This is a genomic window from Pseudomonas sp. TH49 (assembly GCF_016650625.1).
GTDB lineage: Bacteria > Pseudomonadota > Gammaproteobacteria > Pseudomonadales > Pseudomonadaceae > Aquipseudomonas > Aquipseudomonas fluorescens_H.
Genome location: NZ_JAEKFL010000002.1, coordinates 1625795 through 1651629, shown reverse-complemented (window position 1 = coordinate 1651629; position 25835 = coordinate 1625795). Strand labels below are relative to the sequence as shown.

General features: G+C 59.6%; 26 protein-coding genes. 18 read left to right on the top strand and 8 right to left on the bottom strand.

Annotated features, from left to right (window positions below):
* Positions 1 to 113: 113 nt before the first annotated feature.
* Genes hcnA through hcnC form a run of 3 tightly spaced genes read left to right on the top strand, consistent with a single transcriptional unit; the run spans position 114 to position 3086 of the window.
* A complete protein-coding gene (gene hcnA, locus JFU48_RS24770; RefSeq protein ID WP_047602019.1) occupies positions 114 to 428 on the top strand; it encodes a cyanide-forming glycine dehydrogenase subunit HcnA in 315 nt (104 codons plus the stop codon).
* Positions 425 to 1834: a cyanide-forming glycine dehydrogenase subunit HcnB gene (hcnB, locus tag JFU48_RS24765; protein WP_201137976.1), complete on the top strand. Its 1410-nt coding sequence runs from the start codon at positions 425 to 427 to the stop codon at positions 1832 to 1834. Before hcnA ends, hcnB begins: the two co-directional genes overlap by 4 nt.
* Positions 1827 to 3086 (top strand): cyanide-forming glycine dehydrogenase subunit HcnC, encoded by a 1260-nt coding sequence (gene hcnC, locus JFU48_RS24760; RefSeq protein WP_201137975.1) that lies wholly within the window; start codon positions 1827 to 1829, stop codon positions 3084 to 3086. The genes hcnB and hcnC overlap by 8 nt, the downstream gene beginning before the upstream one ends.
* Positions 3087 to 3209: 123 nt before the next feature.
* On the opposite strand, the gene JFU48_RS24755 is transcribed toward hcnC, so the two are convergent.
* Positions 3210 to 5018 carry a monovalent cation:proton antiporter-2 (CPA2) family protein gene (locus JFU48_RS24755; protein WP_003223951.1) on the bottom strand — a complete coding sequence of 603 codons (1809 nt, stop codon included), beginning with the start codon at positions 5016 to 5018 and terminating at the stop codon, positions 3210 to 3212.
* Between the two features lie 1264 nt (positions 5019 to 6282).
* Here JFU48_RS24755 and JFU48_RS24750 point away from each other — a divergent pair.
* The 11 genes from JFU48_RS24750 to JFU48_RS24700 all read left to right on the top strand — a co-directional run bounded on the left by JFU48_RS24750 (position 6283) and on the right by JFU48_RS24700 (position 18590).
* Positions 6283 to 9930, top strand: coding sequence for an indolepyruvate ferredoxin oxidoreductase family protein (locus tag JFU48_RS24750; RefSeq protein ID WP_201137974.1), 3648 nt, complete (start codon positions 6283 to 6285; stop codon positions 9928 to 9930).
* A 60-nt stretch (positions 9931 to 9990) separates the two neighbouring features.
* The gene (locus tag JFU48_RS24745) at positions 9991 to 11067 is read left to right on the top strand and encodes an AfsA-related hotdog domain-containing protein (protein WP_242486705.1); all 1077 of its coding nucleotides are present in this window, start codon (positions 9991 to 9993) and stop codon (positions 11065 to 11067) included.
* Positions 11064 to 12245, top strand: a complete 1182-nt coding sequence (locus JFU48_RS24740) for an oxidoreductase (RefSeq protein ID WP_201137973.1) — start codon at positions 11064 to 11066, stop codon at positions 12243 to 12245. The genes JFU48_RS24745 and JFU48_RS24740 overlap by 4 nt, the downstream gene beginning before the upstream one ends.
* Positions 12242 to 13015 carry an SDR family NAD(P)-dependent oxidoreductase gene (locus tag JFU48_RS24735; RefSeq protein WP_201137972.1) on the top strand — a complete coding sequence of 258 codons (774 nt, stop codon included), beginning with the start codon at positions 12242 to 12244 and terminating at the stop codon, positions 13013 to 13015. Before JFU48_RS24740 ends, JFU48_RS24735 begins: the two co-directional genes overlap by 4 nt.
* Entirely contained in the window at positions 13015 to 13833 is an 819-nt protein-coding gene (locus JFU48_RS24730) for an SDR family oxidoreductase (protein ID WP_103484690.1), read from the top strand. Before JFU48_RS24735 ends, JFU48_RS24730 begins: the two co-directional genes overlap by 1 nt.
* A gap of 41 nt (positions 13834 to 13874) precedes the next feature.
* Complete coding sequence (locus tag JFU48_RS24725) at positions 13875 to 14189, top strand: hypothetical protein (protein ID WP_103484689.1); 315 nt, start codon at positions 13875 to 13877, stop codon at positions 14187 to 14189.
* An 18-nt stretch (positions 14190 to 14207) separates the two neighbouring features.
* A complete protein-coding gene (locus JFU48_RS24720; RefSeq protein ID WP_201137971.1) occupies positions 14208 to 15563 on the top strand; it encodes a long-chain fatty acid--CoA ligase in 1356 nt (451 codons plus the stop codon).
* Between the two features lie 36 nt (positions 15564 to 15599).
* Positions 15600 to 15842: an acyl carrier protein gene (locus tag JFU48_RS24715; RefSeq protein WP_103520245.1), complete on the top strand. Its 243-nt coding sequence runs from the start codon at positions 15600 to 15602 to the stop codon at positions 15840 to 15842.
* On the top strand, positions 15839 to 16894 hold the full coding sequence (locus JFU48_RS24710) for a ketoacyl-ACP synthase III (RefSeq protein WP_201137970.1): 1056 nt from the start codon (positions 15839 to 15841) through the stop codon (positions 16892 to 16894). The genes JFU48_RS24715 and JFU48_RS24710 overlap by 4 nt, the downstream gene beginning before the upstream one ends.
* Positions 16895 to 16991: 97 nt before the next feature.
* Positions 16992 to 17615, top strand: a complete 624-nt coding sequence (locus JFU48_RS24705) for a hypothetical protein (RefSeq protein WP_201137969.1) — start codon at positions 16992 to 16994, stop codon at positions 17613 to 17615.
* A 60-nt stretch (positions 17616 to 17675) separates the two neighbouring features.
* Positions 17676 to 18590 carry a LysR family transcriptional regulator gene (locus JFU48_RS24700; protein ID WP_025111506.1) on the top strand — a complete coding sequence of 305 codons (915 nt, stop codon included), beginning with the start codon at positions 17676 to 17678 and terminating at the stop codon, positions 18588 to 18590.
* Here JFU48_RS24700 and JFU48_RS24695 read toward each other — a convergent pair.
* Positions 18580 to 19347: a substrate-binding domain-containing protein gene (locus JFU48_RS24695; RefSeq protein ID WP_201137968.1), complete on the bottom strand. Its 768-nt coding sequence runs from the start codon at positions 19345 to 19347 to the stop codon at positions 18580 to 18582. The two genes, JFU48_RS24700 and JFU48_RS24695, sit on opposite strands and share 11 nt — an antisense overlap.
* Before the next feature lie 12 nt (positions 19348 to 19359).
* The gene (gene tcuC, locus JFU48_RS24690; RefSeq protein WP_201137967.1) at positions 19360 to 20652 is read right to left on the bottom strand and encodes an MFS transporter; all 1293 of its coding nucleotides are present in this window, start codon (positions 20650 to 20652) and stop codon (positions 19360 to 19362) included.
* Between the two features lie 473 nt (positions 20653 to 21125).
* Here tcuC and JFU48_RS24685 point away from each other — a divergent pair, with 473 nt between their 5' ends.
* From JFU48_RS24685 to JFU48_RS24675, 3 genes are all read left to right on the top strand, one after another.
* On the top strand, positions 21126 to 21434 hold the full coding sequence (locus JFU48_RS24685; RefSeq protein ID WP_003223974.1) for an RcnB family protein: 309 nt from the start codon (positions 21126 to 21128) through the stop codon (positions 21432 to 21434).
* A gap of 101 nt (positions 21435 to 21535) precedes the next feature.
* Positions 21536 to 22000: a hypothetical protein gene (locus JFU48_RS24680; protein WP_201137966.1), complete on the top strand. Its 465-nt coding sequence runs from the start codon at positions 21536 to 21538 to the stop codon at positions 21998 to 22000.
* Between the two features lie 99 nt (positions 22001 to 22099).
* The gene (locus JFU48_RS24675; RefSeq protein ID WP_115990136.1) at positions 22100 to 22438 is read left to right on the top strand and encodes an FKBP-type peptidyl-prolyl cis-trans isomerase; all 339 of its coding nucleotides are present in this window, start codon (positions 22100 to 22102) and stop codon (positions 22436 to 22438) included.
* An 82-nt stretch (positions 22439 to 22520) separates the two neighbouring features.
* Here the strand turns inward: JFU48_RS24675 and JFU48_RS24670 are convergent, their stop codons facing one another.
* The 5 genes from JFU48_RS24670 to JFU48_RS24655 all read right to left on the bottom strand — a co-directional run bounded on the left by JFU48_RS24670 (position 22521) and on the right by JFU48_RS24655 (position 24862).
* Complete coding sequence (locus tag JFU48_RS24670) at positions 22521 to 22856, bottom strand: hypothetical protein (RefSeq protein WP_201137965.1); 336 nt, start codon at positions 22854 to 22856, stop codon at positions 22521 to 22523.
* An 8-nt stretch (positions 22857 to 22864) separates the two neighbouring features.
* Positions 22865 to 23008 carry a pyocin S6 family toxin immunity protein gene (locus JFU48_RS30360; protein ID WP_342216051.1) on the bottom strand — a complete coding sequence of 48 codons (144 nt, stop codon included), beginning with the start codon at positions 23006 to 23008 and terminating at the stop codon, positions 22865 to 22867.
* Between the two features lie 246 nt (positions 23009 to 23254).
* The gene (locus JFU48_RS24665; protein WP_003223986.1) at positions 23255 to 23704 is read right to left on the bottom strand and encodes a GNAT family N-acetyltransferase; all 450 of its coding nucleotides are present in this window, start codon (positions 23702 to 23704) and stop codon (positions 23255 to 23257) included.
* A gap of 353 nt (positions 23705 to 24057) precedes the next feature.
* Complete coding sequence (locus JFU48_RS24660; protein ID WP_201137964.1) at positions 24058 to 24327, bottom strand: hypothetical protein; 270 nt, start codon at positions 24325 to 24327, stop codon at positions 24058 to 24060.
* Between the two features lie 157 nt (positions 24328 to 24484).
* Positions 24485 to 24862: a DUF6124 family protein gene (locus JFU48_RS24655; RefSeq protein ID WP_201137963.1), complete on the bottom strand. Its 378-nt coding sequence runs from the start codon at positions 24860 to 24862 to the stop codon at positions 24485 to 24487.
* Between the two features lie 696 nt (positions 24863 to 25558).
* Between JFU48_RS24655 and JFU48_RS24650 the strand changes: the two genes are divergently transcribed.
* Positions 25559 to 25834, top strand: a complete 276-nt coding sequence (locus tag JFU48_RS24650) for a metal/formaldehyde-sensitive transcriptional repressor (protein ID WP_003223990.1) — start codon at positions 25559 to 25561, stop codon at positions 25832 to 25834.
* The last annotated feature ends 1 nt before the right edge of the window (position 25835 follow it).

Sequence of the window (25835 nt, the reverse complement as noted above, 5' to 3'; positions counted from 1 at the left end):
CGAAGTACCCGCGAGCCCGCCCCGAACCAACAATTAAACGGGCCGCACGGTGTAGAGCAGCAAGGAGCTGACGTAACACTTACCCCTGAACCTTTTCACGGATGAACATCGTAATGCACTGCCTAGAACGCACCTTCGATATCCAGCCCCTGACCCAGGCGGATATGACCGTCCACATCAACGGCCAACCGGTTACCGCGGCCATCGGCGAAACCGTCCTCAGCGTCATTCAGTCCCTCGGCGTGCGTCAGGTCGCACGCAACGATCACAACCAGATCAGCGGCGCCTACTGCGGCATGGGCGTGTGCCAGTGCTGCCTGGTGAAAATCAACGGTCGCCACAAGCGCCGCGCCTGTCAGACCGTGGTGCGCGACGGTATGCAGATTGAAACCCAGGTCAACCGCATCAACGAGCAGGAGGTCGTATGAGCCTGCAACCGGTGATCGTCGGCGGTGGTCCGGCGGGGATGGCGGCGGCCATTGAACTGGCACGCCACGGTGTGCGCTGCACCTTGCTCGAAGAAGCCTCGCGCCTCGGCGGCGTGGTCTATCGCGGGCCGCTGCGTGACGGCGTGCAACTGGATTATCTGGGGCCGCGCTATTCCGAAGCGCTGAACAAACTGCACGGTGATTTCCAGGAGCAATCCGGGCTGATCGATGTGCGCCTCAATCACCGCGTGGTCGGCGCCGAAGGCACCCGCGCGCTGGTGGTGCTCGACGGCGATGAGCAACTGCACGAGATCGCGTACCCGCAATTGCTCCTGGCTGCCGGTTGCCATGAGCGCAGCGTGCCGTTTCCCGGCTGGACCCTGCCGGGGGTGATCATGCTCGGCGGCCTGCAGCTGCAAATCAAAAGTGGCGTGGTCAAGCCGCAAGGGCCGGTGATCATCGCCGGCACCGGGCCGCTGCTGCCGCTGGTGGCGACGCAGTTGCACGCGTCCGGGGTCAAGGTCGCGGGCGTGTATGAAGCCTGCGCTTTCGGCAAGATCGCCCGCGAAAGCCTGGCGCTGCTGAACAAACCGCAGCTGCTCCTCGACGGCCTGAGCATGCTCGCGTATCTGAAACTGCACGGTATCCCGATGAACTACGGCTGGGGCGTGGTCGAAGCGCACGGCGAAGGCGAGCTGAAGAGTGTCACTGTCGCGCCGTATTCGGCCAGTTGGGAACCTGATCTGACCCAGATCGAGCGCTTCGAAGCCCAGACCCTGGCGGTCGGTTACGGCTTCATCCCGCGCACGCAACTCAGTCAGCAGATGGGCCTCGATCACGGCTTCAGCGACGACGGCTACCTGCGCGCCAACTCGAACAACTGGCAGCAAAGCAACGAGCCGCACGTGCACCTCGCCGGCGACATGGGCGGGATTCGTGGCGGTGAAGCGGCGATGCTCGCCGGCAAGATCGCGGCGACCTCGATCCTGCTGCAACGCGGGGTGATCGAAGAAGAACTGGCGCGGGTACGCCGCGACCGTTATCTGGGCAAACTCAAATCCATCGTGCGCTTCCGTGCAGCCATCGACCGCTACACCGAACGCGGCGTCGGCCAGACCGCTTTGCCGGCCGCCGATACGGTGATCTGCCGCTGTGAACACGCGACCCGCGCCGACATCGATCTGGCGCTGGAACAGGGCGTGCAGGACATCGCCAGCCTGAAAATGCGCACCCGCGTCAGCATGGGCGATTGTCAGGGACGGATGTGCGTCGGCTACTGCAGCGACCGCCTGCGCCAGGCCACCGGGCGCAAGGACGTCGGCTGGCTGCGCCCGCGCTTCCCGATCGATCCGATTCCTTTTTCCGCGTTCCAGTCCGTCGGCACGGAGGCCACTTCCCATGAGTAAGTTCTACGACGTGATCATTGCCGGCGGCGGCGTGATCGGGGCGTCCTGCGCCTATCAATTGTCCAAGCGCGAAGGTCTCAAGGTCGCGCTGATCGACGCCAAGCGCCCGGGTAACGCGACCCGCGCTTCGGCCGGTGGCTTGTGGGCCATCGGCGAGTCAGTGGGGCTGGGCTGCGGGGTGATTTTCTTCCGCATGATGTCGGCCAACCGCAAACGCGAAACCCAGGGTGCGGCGGTGGCGGTGGACGCCAGCACCCCGCACATCCTGCCGGAGTCGTTCTTCGATTTCGCCTTGCAGTCCAACGCGCTGTACCCGCAACTGCACCGTGAGTTGATCGACAAGCACGGGATGGATTTCAAGTTCGAAAAGACCGGGCTGAAATTCGTCATTTATGACGACGAAGACCGGCTCTACGCCGAGCACATTGTCAGCTGTATTCCGCATCTGGCCGATCAGGTGCGCTGGCTCGATCAGGCGGCGCTGCGCGAAGCCGAACCGAGTGTCAGCCACGAGGCCCGGGGTGCGCTGGAGTTTCTCTGTGATCACCAGGTCAGCCCGTTCCGACTCGCCGATGCCTACATGGAAGGCGCGCGGCAGAATGGCGTCGACATTTACGTCAACACCAACGTCACCGGCGTGTTGCACCACGGCAGCCGCGTGACTGGCGTGCAGACGGCCGAGGAGGGCGTGTTTCACTGCAAGACCCTGATCAACGCCGCTGGTGCCTGGGCGGCGGATTTGAGCGAGTGGGCCACCGGTGTGCGGATTCCGGTGAAACCGGTCAAGGGCCAGATCCTGCTGACCGAGCGCATGCCGAAAATCCTCAACGGCTGCCTGACCACCAGCGACTGCTACGTGGCGCAGAAGGACAACGGCGAGATCCTGATCGGCAGCACCACCGAAGACAAAGGTTTCGACGTCACCACCACCTACCCGGAAATCGCCGGGCTGGTGCAGGGCGCGGTGCGTTGCTTGCCGGAACTCAAGGACGTCAATCTCAAGCGCACCTGGGCCGGGTTGCGTCCGGGTTCGCCGGATGAGCTGCCGATCCTCGGGCCGATGCGTGGGGTGGAGGGTTACCTGAATGCCTGCGGACACTTCCGCACCGGCATCCTGACTTCGGCGATTACCGGGGTGCTGCTGGACAAACTGGTCAACCACGAAGCACTGCCGCTGGATATCACACCGTTCCTGGCGGACCGGTTTGAGACTGCACCGGTCAAGCAAGAGCGTGAATTGGAAATGGCCTGAGCCCATCCACAATTCCTGTAGGAGTGAGCCTGCTCGCGATGGCGGTATGTCAGTAACAGAGATGGCTACTGATAGATTGCAATCGCGAGCAGGCTCACTCCTACAATTGGAATTGTGGTGAATTCAGGCCTTGCGCGCTTCCTCTTCCAGTTGATCCGACTCGAACAACCGCGCCAGCTCCGCCCGGGCTTCCTGGGCGGTCTGCAGGACTTTGGCGGCGTCGTCGTAGACCGCGTGCTGGGCTTCCAGCACCTGTTCGTCGTGGTGCTTGAATCGCTTGATCCGCGCATCGGCCTGGGCCTGGGTCAGACCGAGGCCGACCAGCGTGCGGCGGCTCATCTCCAGACTCGAATAGTAGGTTTCCCGAATCGGCTCGGCGCCGACATCGACCAAGCGGTGTACGTGCTGACGGTTACGTGCGCGGGCGATGATCTTCATGTGCGGATACAGTTTGCGCACGATCTCGGCCGTCTTGATGTTGGTCTCCGGATCGTCCGTGGCAATCACGAAATACTCCGCCTCGCCGACCTTCGCCGCATGGAGGATTTCCGGGCGCATCGGGTCGCCATAGAACACCGGCACACCGCCAAAACTGCGCGACAGCTCGATGGTTTCCACCGACGTGTCCAGCGCCACGAACTTGATGTTCTGCGCGCGCAGAATTCGCGCCACGATCTGGCCCATCCGACCCATGCCGGCGATCACCACGCGCGGAGCCTCGGTGTCGATCTCGCGGAATTTCTCCGGCACCTCCACCGGCTGCACCTTGGGGCTGACCAGTCGCGCACAGATCAACAGCAGCAAAGGCGTCAACGCCATCGACAGGGTGATGGTCAGCACCAGCAGGTCATACAGGCGCGGCTCGAACAGGCCCTGATCGCGCCCGATCTTGAACACCACAAAGGCAAATTCACCACCCGCCGCGAGCACGATACCGAGGCGAATCGCACTGACCTTGGTCAGCCCGCCGGCCAGACGCCCGACCACAAACAGCAGCGGCAACTTCAAACCGATCAGCAGCAGCGTCAGGCCCAACACGGTGATCGGTGCGCTGAGCAGCAGACTGAGGTTGGCGCCCATGCCGACGCTGATGAAAAACAGCCCGAGCAGCAGGCCCTTGAACGGCTCGATCTGCGCTTCCAGTTCATGCCGATATTCCGAATCCGCCAGCAGCAGGCCGGCGAGGAAAGCCCCGAGCGCCATCGACACGCCGACCAGATCCATCAGCCACGCCGTGCCGATCACCACCAGCAATGCGGTGGCGGTGGAGACTTCCGGCAGACCGGTTTTTGCCACCACGCGAAACACCGGGCGCAACAGATAACGTCCGCCGACCACCACCACGGCGATCCCGCCGAGCACCTGCAAACCATGATTGAGGCTTCCCGCGCTGCTGGTTTCGTGGCCGCCGCCAGCGAGCATCGGCACCAGTGCGATCAACGGGATCGCGGCGATGTCCTGAAACAGCAGAATCGCAAACGCCAGCCGCCCATGGGGGCTGGTCAGTTCCTTGCGCTCGGCCAGACTTTGCAGGCCGAAAGCCGTGGACGACAGCGCCAGGCCAAGACCCAACACAATCGCACTGTTCAGTGGCTGACCGAACACGTACAACGCCAGCACGCCGATCACCGCCGCCGTCAGTAGCACCTGCGCCAGGCCCACGCCGAATACCGACTTGCGCATCACCCACAAGCGGCGTGGCGACAGCTCAAGGCCGATGATGAACAACAGCAACACCACGCCCAGTTCCGAGATATGCGCAACGCTCTGCGGATTGCCGATCAGGCCGAGCACCGACGGGCCAATGATTACCCCCGCCAACAGATAACCGAGCACCGCGCCCAATTGCAGACGCTTGGCCAAAGGCACGGTGAGCACGGCTGCGAAGAGAAACACGACAGCGGCTTGTAACAGGTTGCCTTCATGGGGCATGGACTGACTCCTGACAGCGATACGGCGGGGGTGACAAGGATAAAGGCTGACTTCCTGCCACACCACAAGCACTGTCGGGCAGCGATTCTTTAATCAATGTCTTTTTTTGCGCTAGAACGGCTTGGCATCGATGAGTATCAGGCGCCTTGAAAGTTGTTGCACGGGCAAAGGCGCTTTTCCAGTTATCCGCTTATGTAAAGTAATACTTTGGTCTTAGAGCGCGCGGGCGTGATATTGCCGAGCCATTGCGTGACTAACCGATAATTGCTGGCGATGGACGAAGTTTTGCGTCGAGCAATCGATTGAAGAGTGGCCGTGTGTTAATTCAAAAGTTGGACAGCTGATTCGATAATGTAAAACCTGGAGCATCATGCCATGGGCAATGCACTGTGATGATTGCGTGAACCAGATAGTTCATAGTTTGCGATTTACCATTAAATGTTTGTTACAACGATTGACAAGATGAGCGCTCCGAACCTACTATTTTTTGCCCGAGATGCTGGCTGTTTTATAACGGCTGTAATAAAGCGACCAGGACGGTCGTGTGAAGTTTTCATAAGGAATGAAACTTTGTATCTGGATTCCATTGGATCGGAACCGCTTCGATTTCGGCTCGATCAGCTCGTCCCCGGCATTTGCCCGGGAGCAGCTCAGGATCGTGCAGCGGCTGAAATCGCGACGTCATTGTCGCGTCGTCAAAATCATGACAATTACTCGATAGAACCCCGGGAATTCGTGGGTTCAGCCGAGAACATCTCCTTTTCAAAAAGCCGAAAAGCCCCTGTGCACTCGCTTGCTTTCCAAGCCGCAGGTGACGCATTCGGCTGTGCGGGTCTGTGCGTTGAAAGTAAGGTATTCACAAGGATTTGAGACTTTTTACTTGTATTTGATGGGGCAGTAACTCAAGTCAATCATTTTGTGGTGAACAACTGTTTGCGTGTTTTCCGCAACTATCGCCTGTGCAAAATGGCGAGGCTGAGTTGTGCTCGCATTGGTGAGAATACAAGTAGGTTTAAAGTAAAGTTTTCATAAGGAATTGAAGATTTGTACCGGGTTCTGCGCTGACTATTAAGAAAGATTGAAATAACTCGATGTGTTCCCGAGATGTCGCGGAACCGTGCGAGTGCGTCTTTCTGCGCGTCTGATCAGGTATTCATATCGCCCGAATCACCGTCGTGTTGCGGTCGAAAGTTTTGATGCAACCCTCTGCTGTAGTGCGCAAATAAGCACATTCAATGTGAAGTTTTCATAAGGATTTGAAACTGTGTACTTGGATTCCATTGATTCAGAACGTCAACGCCTGCAACCCGACAAACTCGCCGCTGATGAGGCGCAAACCACCTTATCGCGGATCGAAAACTATGACAGCCGCTCGATGTACTGCCGGGAACACGCGCAGCCCAACGAGCGCATCTTTCTCAGCGGCCAGCAGGCCCTGGTGAGATTGCTGCTGTCCCAGGCTGCCCTTGATCGATCCAACGGCATTCGCACCGCGGGATTCGTCAGTGGTTATCGCGGCTCGCCGCTGGGGGGCGTGGACCGCGAGCTGGTCAAGGCCAAGAGTGTTCTGGAAAACGCGAATATCCGCTTTCTGCCGGCGATCAACGAGGATCTGGCGGCAACGGCCCTGATCGGCACCCAGCGCGTCGAAACCGATCCGCAGCGTCTGTATGACGGCGTGTTTGGCATGTGGTACGGCAAGGGCCCGGGCGTCGATCGATCCGGCGACGCGATCAAACACGGCAGTTCCTATGGCTCGTCGCCCAACGGCGGGGTACTGGTGGTTACCGGCGACGATCACGGTTGCGTGTCGTCGTCGATGTCCCACCAATCCGATCGCACGCTGATGGCCTGGGGCTTGCCGGTGATTCACCCGGCGGGACTGGCCGACTACGAACGCTGCGGCCTGTGGGGCTGGGCGTTGTCGCGTGTGTCCGGTTTGTGGGTGGGTTTCAAGGCAATCACCGAGACGGTCGAGGCAACCACTTCGGTTGAGTCCTCGCCGCTGCCCGAATTCGTCACCCCCGAGATCAATCCGGGACCGGACGGTCTGCACTGGCGCTGGCCGGATCTGCCGGGCATGCAGATCGAACGCCGCACCGCTTTCAAATTCGATGCCGCCCGGGCCTTTGCCCTGGCCAACCCGATCGACACGGCGGTCACCGCGCCGGCACAACCGACACTGGTCATCGCTGCGGTCGGCAAGGCCTATGGCGATGTACGCCAGGCCTTGCAGCAATGCGGCATCGCCCTCGAACAGCTGGAAAATGCCGGCGTCGCATTGCTCAAGATCAACCTGGTTTATCCGTTGTCGCCGGTGCTGGACGCCTGGACCCAGCGCGCCGGCAAGGTGCTGATCATCGAAGAGAAGCAGGCAATCGTCGAAGAGCAGCTCAAGCAGAAGTATTACAACGCTGCCCACGACCAGCGTGCGGTGATCATCGGCAAGACCGACGAAAATGGCGCAGCGCTGATCTCCGATCACGAAGAGCTGCGCCCGTCGCGCATCGCCGCGCTGCTGCAGCAGCGCCTGCCAGCTCTGGGCATCGAACCGAGCCTTCCGGATTTCTGGCTTACGCCCTGCGTTTCGCGGGTTGAAGACTGGATCCGCCGCACGCCTTATTTGTGTTCGGGTTGCCCGCACAACACCTCGACCCAGGTGCCCAAGGGCAGTGAAGCGCGGCTCGGTATCGGCTGCCATGCCATGGCCGCACGCATGCCCGAACGCTCGACCACCGGCAGCGTGCAGATGGGCGGGGAAGGGGTCGACTGGCTGGGGCAGGCGCCGTTTGTGCAGACCCCGCACATCTTTCAGAACATTGGCGACGGCACCTTTTTCCACTCCGGATTCCTCGCGGTACGGCAGGCTATCGCGGCCGGCGCGACCATCACCTACAAACTGCTCTACAACGACGCGGTGGCCATGACCGGCGGCCAGCCTATCGACGGCAAGCTGACGGTGAAAAAAGCCGTCGAGCTGCTCAAGGCCGAAGGCGCCCAGCGAATAGTGGTGGTGGCGGACGACCTGCAACGCTATCAGGCGCATGACAGCCTTCCTCAGGGCATCGAAGTGTTTCACCGTGAAAAGCTCGAGCAAGTGCAGCAGCAGTTGCGCGACACCCGTGGCGTCAGCGTGCTGATTTTCGATCAGGTCTGCGCAGTCGAAGGGCGTCGACGCAAGAAGCAATTGCCGGCGCCGTTGGTGAAGACCGAAGTGGTGATCAACGAAGCGGTCTGTGAAGGCTGTGGCGATTGCCAGGTCAAATCCAACTGCCTGTCGGTGATCCCGGTGCAAACACCGTTCGGCGCCAAACGCCGCATCGATCCGCACTCGTGCAATACCGATCTGTCGTGCATCAAGGGGTTCTGCCCAAGCTTCGTGACGGTGACCGGCAAGCCGCGGCAACGTCCGCGCAAACTGGCCGACAGCGCCGAAGTGCTGGCGCGGGCCGAAGCGCTGGCGCTGCCGCAGGCACCACGGTCGCTCGATAGGCCGTATGAAATGCTTCTGGCCGGTGTCGGCGGTACCGGCGTCGTGACCGTGGCGCGGGCCATTGCCATGGCGGCCCACCTCGACGGCCGTGCCGTCAGCGTGCTCGATTTCACCGGGTTCGCGCAGAAGGGCGGTGCGGTGTTGAGCCATGTGCGTCTGGCCGGTCATGCCGATGCGTTGCACCAGCATCGCATCGATATCGGCGGCGCCGACCTGCTGCTCGCGGCCGATCTGGTGGTGGCCAGCGAAGACGATGCACTGGCAACGCTGCGGCGGAAAAAAACCGTGGTCATCGCCAACAGTGCACTGACCCAGACCGGTGCGATGCTGCGTAACACGCAACTGAATATTGAAACCGACGCGATACAAGCGTTTTTGAAAGAGAAGGTCGGCGCCGAGCAGTTCCACAGCCTGGACGCCGGGCAATTGGCGAACTCGCTGGTCAGCCCGCTGCAGGCCAACATGTTGTTGCTCGGTTACGCCTGGCAGAAGGGCACGGTACCGGTGTCGCTGCCGGCACTGCAGAAAGCCATCGATCTGGCCGGCAGCGCCGCTGCCAACCATCTGGCTTTCGCCTGGGGACGGTTGTGGGCTCAGGATCCGGCGTTTGCCGCGCCTTATCTCGATCAGCCAGTGGATGCCGTGTCGACGATTGCGATCCGCGACATCAGCGACATGCGCGGCCGCCGCGAAAGCCTTGAGCAACTGATCGACAACCGCAGCGAGTTCCTGACGGCCTATCAGAACGCAGCGTATGCGGCGCGTTATCGCAACGTCATCGAGCAGCTGCGGGCGCTGCCGGCGGCCGGTGATGAGAGTGCCCTGACCGAAGCGGTGGCACGCAACCTGTTCAAGTTGATGGCCTACAAGGACGAGTACGAAGTTGCGCGGCTGCTCACCACCCGCAGTTTCACCGACTCGCTCAAAGCCCGGTTCGACGGTGGCATTCGCCTGAAATTCCACTTTGCCTTGCCGCTGCTGCGCAAGAAGCAGGAAAGCACCGGCGAGCCGAAAAAGGTCGCTTTCTCCGGCTGGATTCTGCCGCTGCTGAAAGTGCTGGCCAAGGGCCGAGTGTTGCGTCACACCCGGTTCGATCCGCTGGGCTTTTCCGCCGAGCGTCGCGAAGAACGCCGCTTGCTGAGTGACTACGAGCAAACCCTGCAACGCCTGTTACCGAAACTGAACTCGGACAATCTGTCGGCGTTCGTCGCATGGGCGAACCTGCCGGATTCGATTCGCGGCTACGGCCACGTCAAGGAGCGTTCGATCGCGGCAGCACGTCTGCGCGAGCAACAACTCATTGAACAGATTCTGGCGGACAAACCGGTCATTCACGGTGTCGAGTCGTGGCAGCCATCCACCGTCATCGCCAGGCAACTGAGCGCAGAAGAGGAACGCGACGTAATGGAAGCCTCCTGACGGAGGCTGGCGCCAGCCCCGCACAAGAAAAAATACAACAACTACCGAGATGAGCTGACCATGATGAATAACGACAGCATTTCCCCCGACCTTCTGCACAAGGGTTCGGCTGACGACGTTTTGATTTGTGCACCGAGAGACGCATTGCCGCTGTATGTGAACGAAGCACTGATCGAGGCCAATGGGCATAACCCGTTGGTGCGCAATTACGTCGCGGGCGGCAACCAGCAGCGGCGCTTCGAGATTGCGCCCGTGCTGCAGAAGAAGAGCCGGATGGACGGCGTCGGTGCCGATGATGAATGGAACCAGGTGCGAGCGCTGCCTTACCAGATCGTCGCCGCGCAACTGGAATCGGCTGAAGCCGGGATCGACAGCCTGGAGTTTGCCGTCGCTGCCCTGTGCGAATCGATCGCGCCGATCCGCCGCGCCAGTTCGTTTCGCTTGATCAATAACGCCGACAACTACTTCTTCTATCGCAAGGCGCACGAACATGTGCCGGGGACGATGTTCATCGAAGCGGCGCGTCAGGCGGTCTATCACCATTTGTACCATCACACCGATCATGCACGCGGCGCCGTCACCGTCAGCGTCAATGAGCTGAACGCGAGCTTTTTCGCCTACGCCGAGCTGATGTACCCGATCGAACTGGTGGTCGACAACATGACCCCGAGCGATGCCACCTCACCGAAGAAAATCCATCTGCGGGTTGCGTTCTATCAGCGCCAGACGCTGTTCGCCACGGTCGATACCAAGGCCACGGTGATCGATATGCCGCTGTTCGAAAAGACCCGCAATATCTTCATCTACTCCAATGACTGGTTTGCACCGCTGCAGTCGTCGAAGCTGGCCTGCACGATCAGCGACCAGCAGGGGCGCAAGGCTCAGGTGCAATTGTTGGGCCTGGGCAAGACCGGTTGCGTAACGACCACGGCGGATCTGCCCGACCCGGTCACTCTGCACATCCTCTACGAAGGCAAGCTGAGCTTCACCGCCAGCATCCGTCGTGCCGGACAGGGCGAGCATGCGTCGTGGGAGTTTGCCGAGGTGGATTTCAGCGGTTTGCAGGTGATCAGCGACATGATCAAGCGCGGCTTTGTTCACCTCGATGAGCCGGCGCTGGCGGCGCTGAAGCAATGAGCAAAGAAAACCCAAGCTTGCAGGCGGCCACCCAGGCGCTGCATTTCGGCGCGCATGCAGTGGCGAAAAACCGACTGTATTTTTCTTCGCTCGGCATGGATCTGTGTGACGAACACGGCTTTCCGCTGCCAGCGTTTTTTTCGGTTTATCAAGCCTTGATGGACGGCGGCGCCGGCTTCGGTTTTCTCGGCAATGCCAGCGTGGACGCCGATGCGCGGTACAACAGCCGCGGTCTGCGCCTGACTTCGGCAGCCCACGCGCAGGCCGTGCGGCCGCTGTTTGAAGCGGCACGGGAGCGTGGTTTTCCGCTGGGGGTGCAATTGCAGCATTACGGGCCGCAGTCTTTGCCGTCGAAGCAAGGGATCATTCTGACGCCCAGCGGTATCGCCTCGCCGACAGTGCTCAGTGCCCATCCCCAGGCACGGGCAGTGGCGATGTCAGAGGCGCAGATTCAGCGCTGCATCGAGCAGTTCTGCGCTGCCGCCCGTTACGCGCAACAGGCCGGCGCCACGCTGATTCAGTTGCAGGCGTCCAACGGCTATTTGATCAGCAGCTTTCTCTCGCCAAAGACCAATCAACGCGAGGATGACTGGGGCGGTACGCCGCTCAAGCGCGCGAGGTTGCTGCTGGCGATTGTCGAAGGCATTCGCCAGGCCACCGACCACAAAGTGGCTGTCACCGTGCGCCTGGGCATGGACGACGGCCTCGATGAAGAAGGCCAGCACGCGGCGCTGTTGGGTGACGTCGTCGCGGCGCTGGAAGCCAGCGGGGTCGCAGCGATTACCTGCTCGCTGGGTATCAGCGAGACCTTCCGCTTCTTTTTCAAGAACACCGAACAAGCCTTGGCCATGTCGCGGGAGGGCTGCCGCTATCTGAAACGCTTCGTGCGCATTCCGCTGGGGTTTACCGGCTCGGTGGCAGATGTGGTGCAAGCCAACGAAATCATCGCCAGCGGCGATGCCGATTTTGTCGGCTTCGGCCGCGCCATGCTCGCCGACAACCATTTTGTCGCCAAGCAACTGGCGGGGCGAGCGGATCAGGTCAACCGCTGTCGAGGCGATGCCTTTTGTTTTCGCGACAAAAAAGAACCGATGGCCGAGCGCGTCTACTGCTGCGTCAATCCTGACTATCGACGGCCAGAACAACTACAACAGCACTACGAGGAAAACCTGAAATGAACTTCACCGCCAAGATCGCCCTTGTTGTCGGGGGCACACGCGGGATCGGTTTCGATGTCAGCCAGAAACTCATCGAAGCCGGCTGCATCTGCTACATCACCGGCCGCAACGAAGACGACGGCCTGACGGCGCAAAGTCGCCTCGGCGACAACTGCACGTTCATCAAAAGTGACGTCACCGACGAAGCCTCGGTCATCGAGCTGTTCCGCATCATCAATGACAAACACGGCCGACTCGATCTGGCCGTGAACAATGCCGGCGTCACCTCCAGACATGCACCGATCCGCGACATGGATTTCCCTGACTGGAAACGCGTGCTGGAGATCAACCTGCTGGGCCCGCTGCTGTTGCTCAAGCACGAGACCAATCTGATCTCGAAGCATGCGGGTGGCTCGATCGTGAACGTCTCCTCCTGCGCCGGTCTGCTGGGAGTTGCCAGGCAAAGCGCCTATTCCACCAGCAAGGCTGCGCTGAACATGTTGACTCAGGTTTGCGCGATTGAATGCGCTGAAGAGGCTTTGCCTGAGCGGCATTCGATTCGCGTCAACGCCGTGTGCCCGGGCCCGACGCTGGGCGGCATGAACTCCGAGGAACGCCTGAAAGCCAATCCGGAATCCACCAAGCACAAGTTGCAGGTCACGGCGATGAAGCGCTTCGCCAATCCCGGTGAAATCTCTGCCGCGATCCTGTGGCTGCTCAGTGATGCCTCTTCGTTTGTCACTGGCACCGTAATGCCGGTAGATGGCGGCTTCTCCGCCGGTAAATTCTGATGCACACGGTCAAACGCAATCCCGGCGCTGGCTCGCGCGAGAAGGGCAAACACCGGGTGTTCATCACCGGTGTGAGCAGCGGTATCGGCGAGGCGCTGGCGCAGCTGCATTTGCAAAACGGCCATACGGTTTTTGGCACCGCACGGCGTCAGCCCTATGCACTGATGGACCATCCGAATTTCCGTTTTCGGCCGTTCGATCTCTCGCGGCCGAGTGAGATGGGCGAGCTGTTCAAGGACAACTTTGCCGAGGTTCTGGAGCAAGGCGTCGACCGGTTTTTCCTCAATGCCGGGGTCAGCGGCAACGTGCCGGGACGTGGCGGTGACTTCACCCTCGACGAATTGCAGCATGTGCTCAACGTCAATGTGCTGGCCAACAAAGCCATTCTCGATCTGATGTTGTCTTCGGCCCAGCGGCCGGCGACCTGCGTGCTGTCGGCCTCGATGGCTGGCGTGCGCTTTCGCGCGGGTACGCTGCCGTACAGCCTGTCGAAAGCCGCGCTGGCGGCATTGGCCGGCGTCTACGCCGAAGAAAACCCGGAGATCTTTTTTGCCGTACTCGGCCTGTGCAACGTCGACACCGGTTTGTCGCGGCAGGTAAGTTTCAGCCAGCGCACCGCTGACTTCGCCGACCTCAAGTCGCTGCAACAACGCGCCCTGGCGCCCGGCTACATGGTGTCGCCGGCGCAACGTGCGAAAGACATCCTGGCGGTGATTGACGCGCCCGAAGCTTACGGGATCAAGAGCGGAATCTTCGTCGACATGCGTACGGCGCTGGCCGATCACCAGAAAGCGCACCCGCCATTGTCCCAAGCGTAGTGAACGCAGGGACCTGCATCAGCCAATAAAGGAATGTTGGAATGTTCAATCAAGTCAAAGCGCTGACCGAGTCAGCCGTTCGGCAACAGGATCTGTTGTTGAGCACCCCGATCGATTTGTCCCGTGGGGAAGACAGCCGTCTCTATGGAGTGGACGGCAGCATCGACTCCCTGACCCTGGTTTCGATCATCGTCGATGTCGAGGAAAAACTGCGCAGCCAGCTGGGCGTCGACGTGCGTCTGGCCGATACCACCGACCTGCCCGACACCGCCACACCGTTTGCCACGCTGGGCACGCTGATCGCCTACATCATGGATCGGCTGTCGGCGGCGCAAGCACAAGCTCAAGCGGTTTGATCGAACGACGGGGTGTGTATGCAAGTTGAAGAATTTTTGGCTCATCTGCAAAGCGCCGGCAACCAAGCGGCGATTGTCAGCGATGAGGGGCGCTTTACCTATGATCAGTTGCATCAGCAGATAACCGCCTACGGCGAAGAGCTGGCGGCAAAATCCGTGCGCGATTCGAGTGTGTTGCTGGTCGACAACTACAGCTTCAACAGCGTGTGCATGCTGTTCGCACTGTGGCTGCACAACAACGTGGTCGCGCTTTCCGTACCCAAAGACGAAGAGCAACTGGCGAATCTGGCGGGCGCTGCGGGGGCACGGTTTTCCATGATCGGCGGGGCGCCGGAGTTTGCGGTTATCCGTCACGACAACAGTCGGGTGCCGCCGACCGTCGACGGCCTGCTGTCGCGTCGTCAGGCCGGTTTCATCGTGTTTTCCTCAGGTTCGACAGGTCCGGCCAAAGGCGTGGTGCATGCCATTTCGCCGTTCTTCGAGCGCTACCGGAGTGCCGAGCGTTGCGGCGCGATTCTGGCGTTTTTACTGTTCGATCACATCGGCGGTCTGGTCACGGTTCTGCAGGCGCTGGCTACCCACGGCACGTTGATCCTGCCCAAGGAGCGCTCGCCGCAAGAGGTCGGTCGCTGCATCGAATCGTTCAATGTGCAGAGCCTGCATGTATCGCCGACGCTGCTCAATCTGGCGACGGTCACCGGCGTCTTCCAGAAGTGGGACACTCGTAGCCTGGAGCGCATCTATTTCGGCTCGGAGCCGAGTTCACCGCAAGCGATCCAGCGCATTGCCAGCCTGCTGCCACAAGTGCAGTTGCAGCAGTTGTATGGGATGTCGGAAATTGGCGTGCTGCCATGTCGCAGCAAGGACGGAGACAGCGCGTGGATGAAGATCGACGACCCGAACTACAGCCTGCGGGTGGTCGACGGCATTTTGCAGGTGCGCGGGGCGACCAACATGCTCGGCTACCTGGCCAGTGCCGGTGACCTGTCGAGCGATGGCTACCTGATCACCCACGATCTGGCCGAGGAACATGAAGGCTACTTTCGGGTGACCGGGCGGGCGGTCGATCTGATCAATGTCGGCGGCAAGAAGGTGTTTCCGTCGCACGTGGAAAGCGTGCTGATGGGCCTGGAAAACGTCTCCGACGTGGTCGTCTACGCGCAGCCGAATCCGCTGCTCGGGCAGATCGTTGCCGCGCGGTTCACGCTGATCGAGCCGGAGGCGCTGGAGGCGTTCAAGGTTCGCTTGTATCAACACGTTCGCGGTGTCCTGGCGCAGGAGCAACTGCCCAGGGTGGTCTCCATTGCCGAGACCCCGCTGTACACCAGCCGTTTCAAGAAAATGCGTCACCCCGGCGTTCTCGCCCAGTCGTGAGACCGGTTTACTCATCACGTTATAAGGAAATGACAAATGGTTGATCTGGTAAAAATGCGCAAAAGCATCGCTGAAATCCTGTTCATTTCGCCGGCCGAACTGCGCGGTGAAACCGTGCTGGAAAACAGCGAGAACTGGGACTCGATGGCGCGAATCGGCATCGTCGCCATGGTGTTCGAACAGGCCCGCGTGAGCGTGTCGGGCGAAGAGATCGAGCGCGTGGTCACTGTGCAGGATCTGTTCGATCTGATCGACGGGAAAATCAAGGACGCCGCATGAGCCTGCTGACCATTGAGGGCGTCGCCATCCGTGCGGTCACGGCGGCACTGCCTGAGCGGCGGGTGACCGAGGCGGACTTCGCCGAGCTGTTCGGCGCCAAGGAAGTTGAGCGCATCGCGAAAAGCACCGGCATCCATTCGATCCGCGAAACCAGAACCCTGCACACCTCCGATCTGATCATCGCCGCGTGCCTGAACCTGCTCGATCAAGGGCATGCTGCGGCAGAGGAAATCGATGGTTTGATCGTGGTGACCCAAACCCCGGATTCCTGGGTGCCGGGTGTCGGTTTCGTGGTGCAGCAGGCGCTCGGCCTGCCACAGCATTGTCTGGTGCTGAACGTGGCCGCTGGCTGCTCCGGCTACATCAGTGCGCTGGTCCAGGCGGGCGCGCTGATCTCCTCTGGCGCCTGCAAGAAGATCCTGCTGTGCACTGGCGACGTCACCACGCGGATCCTCGACGAGCGCGACCGTCATGTGAAAATGCTGTTTGGTGACGCCGCTTCGGCGACCTTGCTAGAAGCGGGTGAAGGCAAATTCGAATTCATCTGCGGCGCCGACGGCAGCGGCGGTACTGCGCTGCAGTCCGACATTGCCTACGCCAGAGAGGAGGGCAATCCGGTCTGCGCGACTATCCAGCGCTTGCAGATGGACGGCACGGCGGTGATGAACTTTGCCCTGAACCGGGTACCGCAGACCGTCAAGGCCTTGCTCGATGCCACGGGGTTGAGTCCGGCTACGCTGGACTTGCTGGTGCTGCATCAGGCGAACGAGTTCATGCTCAACTACCTGCGGCGGATGATTGGTGTGGCGGCGGAGAAAATGCCGGTCGACATCGATGGCGTCGGCAACACCAGCTCCACCTCGATTCCGATCGTGTTGTCGCGCCACGCCGCGATGGGTACGCCGCAGGCTGAACACGTTGTGCTGTGCGGTTTCGGTGCCGGGTTGTCGTGGGGCGCGTTGAAGGCGGACCTGCGCCAGACTGTCGCCGTGGCGCCTTGCGATGTGGCGGAAAAAATCGCTCAGGCAGTCAGTGAGCGTTTGCAAGCCTGAATAAAGCAATACACGGCGGCTTCGCGGCGATGCCCGCATCCACCCGCAAAGCTGCCGTGCCCGGGTTCAAATCGACTGATCGAACGAGACAGCTGTCATGAGCCGCACCTTTTTCAACGCACTGGGCATCATCGGGCGCAAGGACAATCTGCTATGGGAATATCCTTCGCCGTTTCTTCCGCTGTTCCAGTTTCACGAGCGCCATGAGTCAGGCCCGATTCGTGCGCAACCCGAGGCCATCATCGCCGCAGTTTGCGCGCTGAACATGCGCGATGACCGCGTCGTCGATGCGCTGCTGTCCCTGCGCGAACTGCCGGGGAAAATACTGCGCACGTTTGGCGACCGAACAGTGCCACAGGAAACTGCGCCGTTCGGCTTTGACGCTTTCACCTTGCTCGAACGCACTTCGACTGAAGTGTCTCTAGGCCTGGCCGGACGCTTCTGGCGCCCTGATCTGAAGACCGGTCATATCGCTGACGCTCAAGCATTCAAAGTCCTGGATGACCCACACGTAGCCAAACTGCTGCTGCGTTTTCAGGTCGTCGAACATCCTCAAGGCATGCGTACGCTGCGCACCGAAACCTTCGTGTATTGCGCCACCACGCGCAGCAAAATGCTGTTTACCCCTTACTGGCTGTTGATTCGTCTGGCCAGCGGCTGGATTCGGCGGCGCAACCTTGCTGCCATCCAGCGGCAATTTTCGACGGAACGGGTTGTGTAAAAACCCGCATCAATTGGTTACATTGATAGCCTCTGCGAATCAGTCTCTCCGAGTCCCGCCATGGCCATCAACTTCGACCTCAACGACCTGCAAGCCTTTCGCGCTGTGGTCGAACAGGGCAGTTTCCGCAAGGCCGCCGACACTGTGCGCCTGTCTCAACCGGCCCTGAGCCGACGTATCGAAAAGCTCGAAGACGCCCTCGGTGTAAAACTGTTCGAACGCACCACGCGCAAGGTCAGCCTGACCCAGGCCGGGCGCGGCTTCATGCCCAGCGTCGAGCGTTTGCTCGATGACCTGGACGTGGCGTTGCTGGGCATCAGCGAAGTGGCTTCGACCCGGCTCGGTCATGTCACCGTGGCCTGCGTGCCTTCGGCGGCGTACTACTTCATGCCGCGAGTGGTCGCCCGCTATCACCAGCAATTCCCGCGTATCAAAGTCAAAGTCCTCGACTCCAGTGCCCACGACGTGCTCAGTGCAGTGGTCAACGGCGAGGCGGATTTCGGTTTGAGTTTCATGGGTACCCAGGAGGCCAAAGTCGAATTCGAACCGCTGGTGCAGGAAAGCTACGTGGTCGCCTGTCGTCGCGATCACCCGTTGGCCGGACGCAGCAGCGTGACCTGGGACGAGTTCTATCAGCAGGATTACATCTCGCTCGACAAGACTTCGGGCAACCGTTTTCTGCTCGATCAGGCCTTGAGCGGCGTCGTGCCGCAACGCCCGAGCATCTGCGAGACACGGCATGTGACCACGATGATTGGGCTGGTGGAGGCGGGGCTAGGGGTGGCGGCGGTGCCGCTGATGGCGATGCCCGGGCCGGATCATCCGATCCTGACCCGGGTGCCGCTGACCGATCCGCAGGTGATGCGCAGTGTCGGCATCATCAAGCGCCGGGATCGTACGTTGACCCCGGCAGCACTGGAGCTGGAACGGCTGGTGGTGGAAATGAAAGTCCAGCCGCCGACGATCAGCGCTTGACCGAATCCAGTCCGGTGGCTTGCACGTCAGCCTGGGCGGCAGGTGCGGCGAGGTAGTCGAGCAAGGCCTTGGCCTCTTTTGGATGCTGCGCGCCGACCGGAATGCCGGCGGCGAAGCGGGTCACCGACTGCACCGACTCCGGAATCTTGCCGACAAAACTCACCCCTGGCACCGGCAGCAATTCGCTGACCTGCTGGAAGCCCAGTTGATAATCGCCCGTGGCAACCACCGAACCCACCGGGACTTTCGGGATCATCTTCGCTTTCGGTTTCAGTTGATCCTCGACACCGAGTTTCTTGAACAGCTCCTTCTCGATGTACACGCCGCTGGCGCTGTCGGAGTAGGCCACCGATTTTGCGTCGAGCAGGGTTTTCTTCAGGCTTTCGACGTTGCTGATGTCCGGCTTCGGCGCGCCTTCACGCACCACCAGACCGATCCGCGAATCCGCCAGTTCGACCCGCGAGGCCGGGTCGACCTTGCCTTGCTTGATCAGGTCATCGAGGGCATAGCCGACCATGATCACCACGTCGGCGTGCTCACCGCGGGCGAGACGGTTGGGGATCGCTTCCGGGGCTTTGCCCATCGATGGCCCGAGCTGGGTATCGAGGGTATTGCCGGTGGCGGCCGCGAATTTCGGGCCGAGGATTTTGTAGGCGGCGGTGAAGCCGCCCGACGTCATCACGTTCAGCTGTTCAGCATGGGCCAGGGCGCTGAAAGCGAAGAGGGCGATGGCGCTGAGATTGATCAGTTTTTTCAAGGTGATTGCTCCTTATGCGGCAACCGCTTGCAAACGGCCGCCTGCGCGGCGATAGAGGTACAGCGTGGCGCACAACGCACACAGTGCGCCGACGCTCATCCAGTAACCCGGCGCTGCCTTGTCGCCGGTGTACTGGATCAGGAAGGTCGACATCGCCGGAGTGAAGCCACCGAAAATTGCGGTCGCCAGGCTGTAAGCCAAGGAAAAACCGGCCACCCGCACCTCCACCGGCATGATCTCGGTCAGCGCCGGAATCATCGCGCCGTTGTACATGCCGTAGATGAACGACAGCCACAACAGCGACAGCAACATGTGACTGAAGCTCGGCGCCTGCACCAGGTACGACAGCGCCGGATAAGTCGTGGCCAGGGCCAGCAGCGACATGGCGATCAACACCGGACGCCGGCCGATACGGTCGGACAACATGCCGCCAATCGGCAGCCAGAAGAAGTTCGAAACGCCCACCAGCAAAGTCACCAGCAGCGCATCGGAAGTGCTCAGGTGCAGCACGGTTTTACCGAAGGTCGGCGCGTACACGGTGATCAGGTAGAACGCGGTGGTGGTCAGCGCGACCATCAGCATGCCGCCGAGCACCACCACCCAGTTCTGGCCGAGGGTGCGGAACACTTCTTTCATGCTCGGACGGTGTTTGCGCGCGGCGAACTCTTCGGTTTCCGCCAGGTTGCGGCGCAGCAGGAAGATGAACGGCACGATCATGCAGCCGACGAAAAACGGAATCCGCCAGCCCCAATCGGCAATCACATCCGGTGCCATCCACGCGTTCAGCGCATAGCCCAACGCCGCAGCCACAATGATTGCCACCTGCTGACTGGCCGACTGCCAAGCGGTGAAGAAACCTTTGCGGCCCGGCGTGGCGATTTCGGACAAATACACCGAAACACCGCCCAATTCCGCACCGGCGGAGAAGCCTTGCAACAGCCGCCCGATCAACACCAGCGCGGGAGCGAACAGACCAATGGTTTCGTATCCGGGCACCAGCACGATCAGGATCGTACCGCTGGCCATGATCGACAGGGTGACGATCAGACCTTTGCGCCGACCGACATCATCGATGTACGCGCCGAGCACAATCGCCCCCAGCGGACGCATCAGAAAGCCTGCGCCGAACACGGCAAAGGTCATCATCAGGGAAGCGAACTCACTGCTCGCCGGGAAGAACACTGCCGCGATCTGCGTGGCGTAGAAACCGAACAGAAAGAAGTCGAACTGTTCGAGGAAGTTGCCCGAGGTCACCCGGAAAATGGCGCCGGCCCGCGAGCCGCCGTGTGGGATTGAGGCTGTCATAGAAAAGAACTCCACCGCTTTTATGACGTGCGCGACGTGGAAGCGGCGCACGGTTGTTATTGCGGCGGATGGTCGCGCAGGTGTTACAGGATGTTAATTGCATTGTTGGCATGGATTGATGTGCAGAGCGGATCAATCCCCTGAAACACCACCAGGCCCTGCGGGAGCGGGGTCGAGCACAAATCTTGTTAGCACCACCAAACCTGTAGGAGTGAGCCTGCTCGCGATGACTTTTGTTCAGGCGATGAAGATGCTGAATGTACCGGCCCCTTCGCGAGCAAGCCCGCTCCCACGGTTTCGCGGGTCGATCACAAATCCTGTTTCATCACGGACCCGGTGGGAGCTGACTTGCCAGCGATGACGATCTGCCGGCCAACTACAATCCCCCAACCAGCCCAGGCAAAAAAACAAGGAATGATTCCCTGACTCAGCAGTCGGAGTACAGGCAAAACCCATCTGAAGGAGGTTCACCGATGAACAGCAAAACCCTAATCGCCAGCCTGGCCCTCGTCGCCGGCATTGCCGGGATCAGCCCACTTGTTCAAGCGGCGCAAACCTCAAGCGAACAGGCTGTCCAGTCGCCGACCAGCGACCGCGAGTTGAAGGTCAACGACCGGGCACCAGACATTTATCAGCGCAGCGACAAAGCGTTGAAAAACTGGAAACAGAAAGGCCTGAAAGCCCCGGTCGATCAGGCGCAATGGGTGCAGATCAACGACAAGTACGTGATGGTCATGATCACTAACGGCACCATCGTTGAGATGCAGCCTGTCGAGCGTTAAGCGCTTCGGCAACAATTGGCCATGGACGGTCGATTGCATTCGGGCGCCATTCGGGTAAAACGCGAAGGGCGTTTCGAGTGACTGGATGTCAGGAGCAATCGTTGGAAAAGAAACCGCTTTATCGCAAAGTAAATACCACCGCCCATAACGTCTGGCGCAACAATCAGGGCAGTCACTATCGGTATGAGCGTAATACCAAAGCCGAGAAACGTAGCGAGGCGACGCGGGGTTCGATGCATGGGATCAAGCATCACGGCTACGATTACACGCCATTATTTCGCTTTCTGTTATCTCGTGTCGGAGGTAACTGGGATGAGATTTACAGCGAAGCGGTTGCGCGCCTTGATCGCCCGGAGCCAGTGTTCTGGATGGTGTCCATCCATGAAGACGATCGCGAGGACATCGTGCAACTGGGTGAGTCGAGCTACTTCAATGGTCTGTACGTCGATGAACAAAAGCGCCTGCAAATCGTCAATCCGGATTTGAAGGCCGAAGAGATGAAGCCTCATTGCCAATGTTGCACCCACACTTTCAATGGCGTTGTGTTTGGCTTGCCTCCTGACTGAGTGTTTCCACTCGATAGACCGCCAATCATTGGTTAATGAGTTGCGAACTGCTGCCGTTTCTGGGAAAACGGCCGCCAGTTAAGCAATTGAGTGAATGTCATGACGGATGAACTGCAGGTAATCGATCTCCAAGTGGGCGAGGGCAAGGCTGCCGTCAAAGGCGCGCTCATCACCACCCACTACACCGGCTGGCTGGAAGACGGCAGCGAGTTCGACTCTTCCCACAGCCGTGGCAAACCTTTTCAGTGCGTGATTGGAACGGGCCGGGTGATCAAGGGTTGGGATCAGGGACTGATGGGGATGCAAGTGGGCGGCAAGCGCAAACTGCTGGTGCCGGCGCATCTGGGCTATGGCGAGCGGACGATGGGCAAGATTCCGCCACATTCGAATCTGGTGTTCGAGATTGAGTTGTTGGAGGTTTTGACGCGGGAGGATTGAGAGGAACAAGTGTCGAAGCTGTCCGGATGAGGGGCGGGGACCCTCATCCCAATCTCTGTAGTTTGAGTGTTCGTTTGACGGGTCAGGTGAATGTGTCGATATCGTCAAGCGTGTCCTCAATGATGCCCTTCAGAGCAGGGAACTTCCTCTGAACGGTTTCGAGCGCGGGCAGGACGGTTTCAGTATTCATTTCGCCATGGCGGCGAGCGATATGACCGAGAGCGGTGACCGCAGACGCCACAATCGCTTCGGTTTTGTTGGTGAGATATTTCAGGCAGGTGTCTTGAGCCCAGGCTCTGTCGGTTTCATTCAGACCGATAGACACCAACGCGCAAATGACATTCTCGTCCAGGTCGCTGGCAAGATGTCTTATGGCTTCATCATGGCTGAGTGATGGGTCTTGATAGATGAGGCTCATTGTCAACGTTACCCCCTTACGCCAATTAACAGGTCAAGTTCCGTCGGTCGCTGTTCGTTCAGTTCTTTGGCAATTTGTTGAATTTGGGATTCTGTAAGCAGCCATTCGCCATCCGGACTTTCGTCAAAGTTCTTCCAGCCTAGGACAGCCAAAACCTTAGGCTCGAATTGAGGTTTGACTGCAGCTCATATTTTAAGGCGTCATCCTCGACGTCACCTTTTAGAAAACCGCTAATCCATAAAAAACATAAATATCCTTCCCCTTGTTTTGGGTCGATCTTTGGGGGCTGCGGGATCGATCTGTTCCCCAGTTACGTGGTTGAACTCGCCAAGGCGTTTGCCTTGCTTGTTGCATAACTCGATCGCCGGATAGAACTGGGTAAATAGTTTGGGCTAATCCTACAGCCGTTTCTCCATAACGATGGTGCGCTCCGCCCCATGAAACTCGTCGCGGATTTTCTGATAACCCAACGCGGTATAAAATCTTTCAGCTGTAATCGACGATGGCACACGTACAGTTCCAATACCTGCGCTGGCAGCAGTTGTATGAATGAAATCCATCAAGTACCGCCCGATACCCCTTTTTTGGTGAGCTGGGTCAACGAAAACACTTCTGACGACATCACCGTCGAGACCGGCAGTACCGATAATGTTTTCGCCCAATAAGGCTACGAAGACCTTACGCTTCGTAAGCTGTGTGGTGATGGCTTCAGGATAAAAGCTCTGCTCAACCTGAGCGATCACATCAGGCGGATAGTCCTGTGAATTTGACTCCCGCAGGGTGGTGATAACTACGCGGCTTATCGCTGCTGCATCTCTGCTCGTGGCGGGGCGAACGTGGCATTCCATGCTGAGACCTCAATCCTAAAGGATTACAGCTTAGCGCTTCGCAATGTGCCTTCCCCGGACGCTTACGCTTAATTAACTTATCACCCGTTAAGTAAATCGTTGAGACTTGACTGAGTAAGTGTGCGCATCAGTCAGGCGAGCAGACGCTTGAAAAGGCACTTGGCGTCGGGTGAGTAACTCTTCATGGGTTAGCCTGTTTTCTCGGGTTTGACCTTCGGATATTCGATAGCAGAAAGGGCGTCTTCGCGAGCAGGCTCGCTCCTACAGCTGATCTCTGTCGTTCGTGAAGCTCGACTACAACGCCGATCCAAAGTGGGAGCGAGCCTGCTCGCGAAGAACGATCACGCGATCACTCAGGCTGCAATTGCCATCGCGTCTAGCATCTCAGCCACTGTCTTTGCAAGTGACGGAAATCGGCATTTCACCCGCTGTAGCGCTGGCAGCACAGCCTCCATTTCAAGCCCATCAAGTTTCCCTAGAGCGTTCACGGCCGAGGCCACAATTGTTTCCTGCTCGCTTTCAAACAACACCAGGCATGCGTTCTGCGCCCAGCGGCGATCCCGTTCGTTGAGGCCCATGGCGACTAATGCGGCGACGACGTGGTCATCTGGTTTATTGGCCATGTGAAATTCTCCTTTGCGTCGTTTTCCTTGTGGCGAGGGAGCTTGCTCCCGCTGGGTTGCGAAGCGACCCCAAGCCCCATCGATCCGGTTCGGATCCGGATTTTCGACTGCTGTGCAGTCGAGCGGGAGCAAGCTCCCTCGCCACAGGGACGCTTTTTCAATTGCTGATCGGGGGCTCGAGGTTGTCGAGGGCGCGGTTCACGGCGAGTTCGCCGAGCATGACTACTTGCTGGATGCCGAGCACGGTGTTGCGGTAGGGCGCGTCGAGCAGGCCGGCGAAGTCGCTGAGCATGATGCTGGCCGAGGCCATGGATTCGCAGGCGTGGGCCAGCAGTTCTTCGTTGTCCATGTTCGGGGCGACGACGAACATGTGGCTGGGTTTGCGCTCGGGCGGGGCTTGCGGTTTCAGGTAGTGATCGAGGGCGCGTTCGGCGGCTTCGTGGAGTTTTCTGGAATTGGGGTCGGAGTAGGGGGATGTTGATTCCGGGTCAGGTATTGCGTTCGCTTCTGGCGGATTTGGTGTGACTTTGAACATTTGCGAGACCTTTATATAGAGGCTGCCCACCATCGCGACTAAACGAAGAGAGAGGCAGCTATGCGCAGGTTAGTCGACCGGTGGTCTCACAATCTCCGGCGCGCCCGAAGGCGCCCTGCGCACAGCCACCATTGAGTTCAGGCGTACGAGCGGCCTGAATGTATGGATGCTTTACGAAATGTGAGACAACCGAGCGACTAAACCCGATCACTGACCATTCAGTGACGCGAACCAAGTTACCGATGCCCCCCAAACCGCACAAGCCGGCGGATTCTGGCGTAGTTGTAGGCAAAGGCGCAAGGCGATGTAGCCTCTTGGATGATGCTGAAATGATGCTGCGTTTTTCAGGCTGCCATCGCCAGCAGGCTGGCTCCCTCAGGGGATTTGTGATGGGCGATGAACCTGAGCACTCCACCGGACAATTGTGGGAGCGGGCTTGCTCGCGAAGAGGCCGGCACATCCGGCATCTTTGTTAGCAGACACACCGCCTTCGCGAGCAAGCCCGCTCCCACCGGGGGATTTGTGTTGGACGATGAACTCGAGCGCACCACCGGACAATCATGGGAGCAGGCTCGCTGCTATAAAGGGATTGAGGCCGCTTTCAGCATCCCGTTCATCCTTTGAATTCTCACCGAACTTGCGATTGCCCGAGCCATCGGCGACCATGCCCGCCATATAGGGGTAGGGGGTATAGGTATGTCGCACATTCATGAACATAAAGACGAACTGCTGAACCGCGTGCGGCGCATTGCCGGGCAGGTGCAGGCCGTTGAAAAAGCGCTGGAGGGCGATGCCGATTGCGCCAAGACCTTGCACCTGGTGGCGGCAATTCGTGGGGCGGTCAACGGTTTGATGGAGCAGTTCATCGAGGCCCACACCCGTGAACATGTGGCGCATCCCGACCTCACTGACGAACAGCGTGCCCAGGGCGCCGAAGATCTGCTGCAAGCCATCCGCCGTTATTCCAAATAGA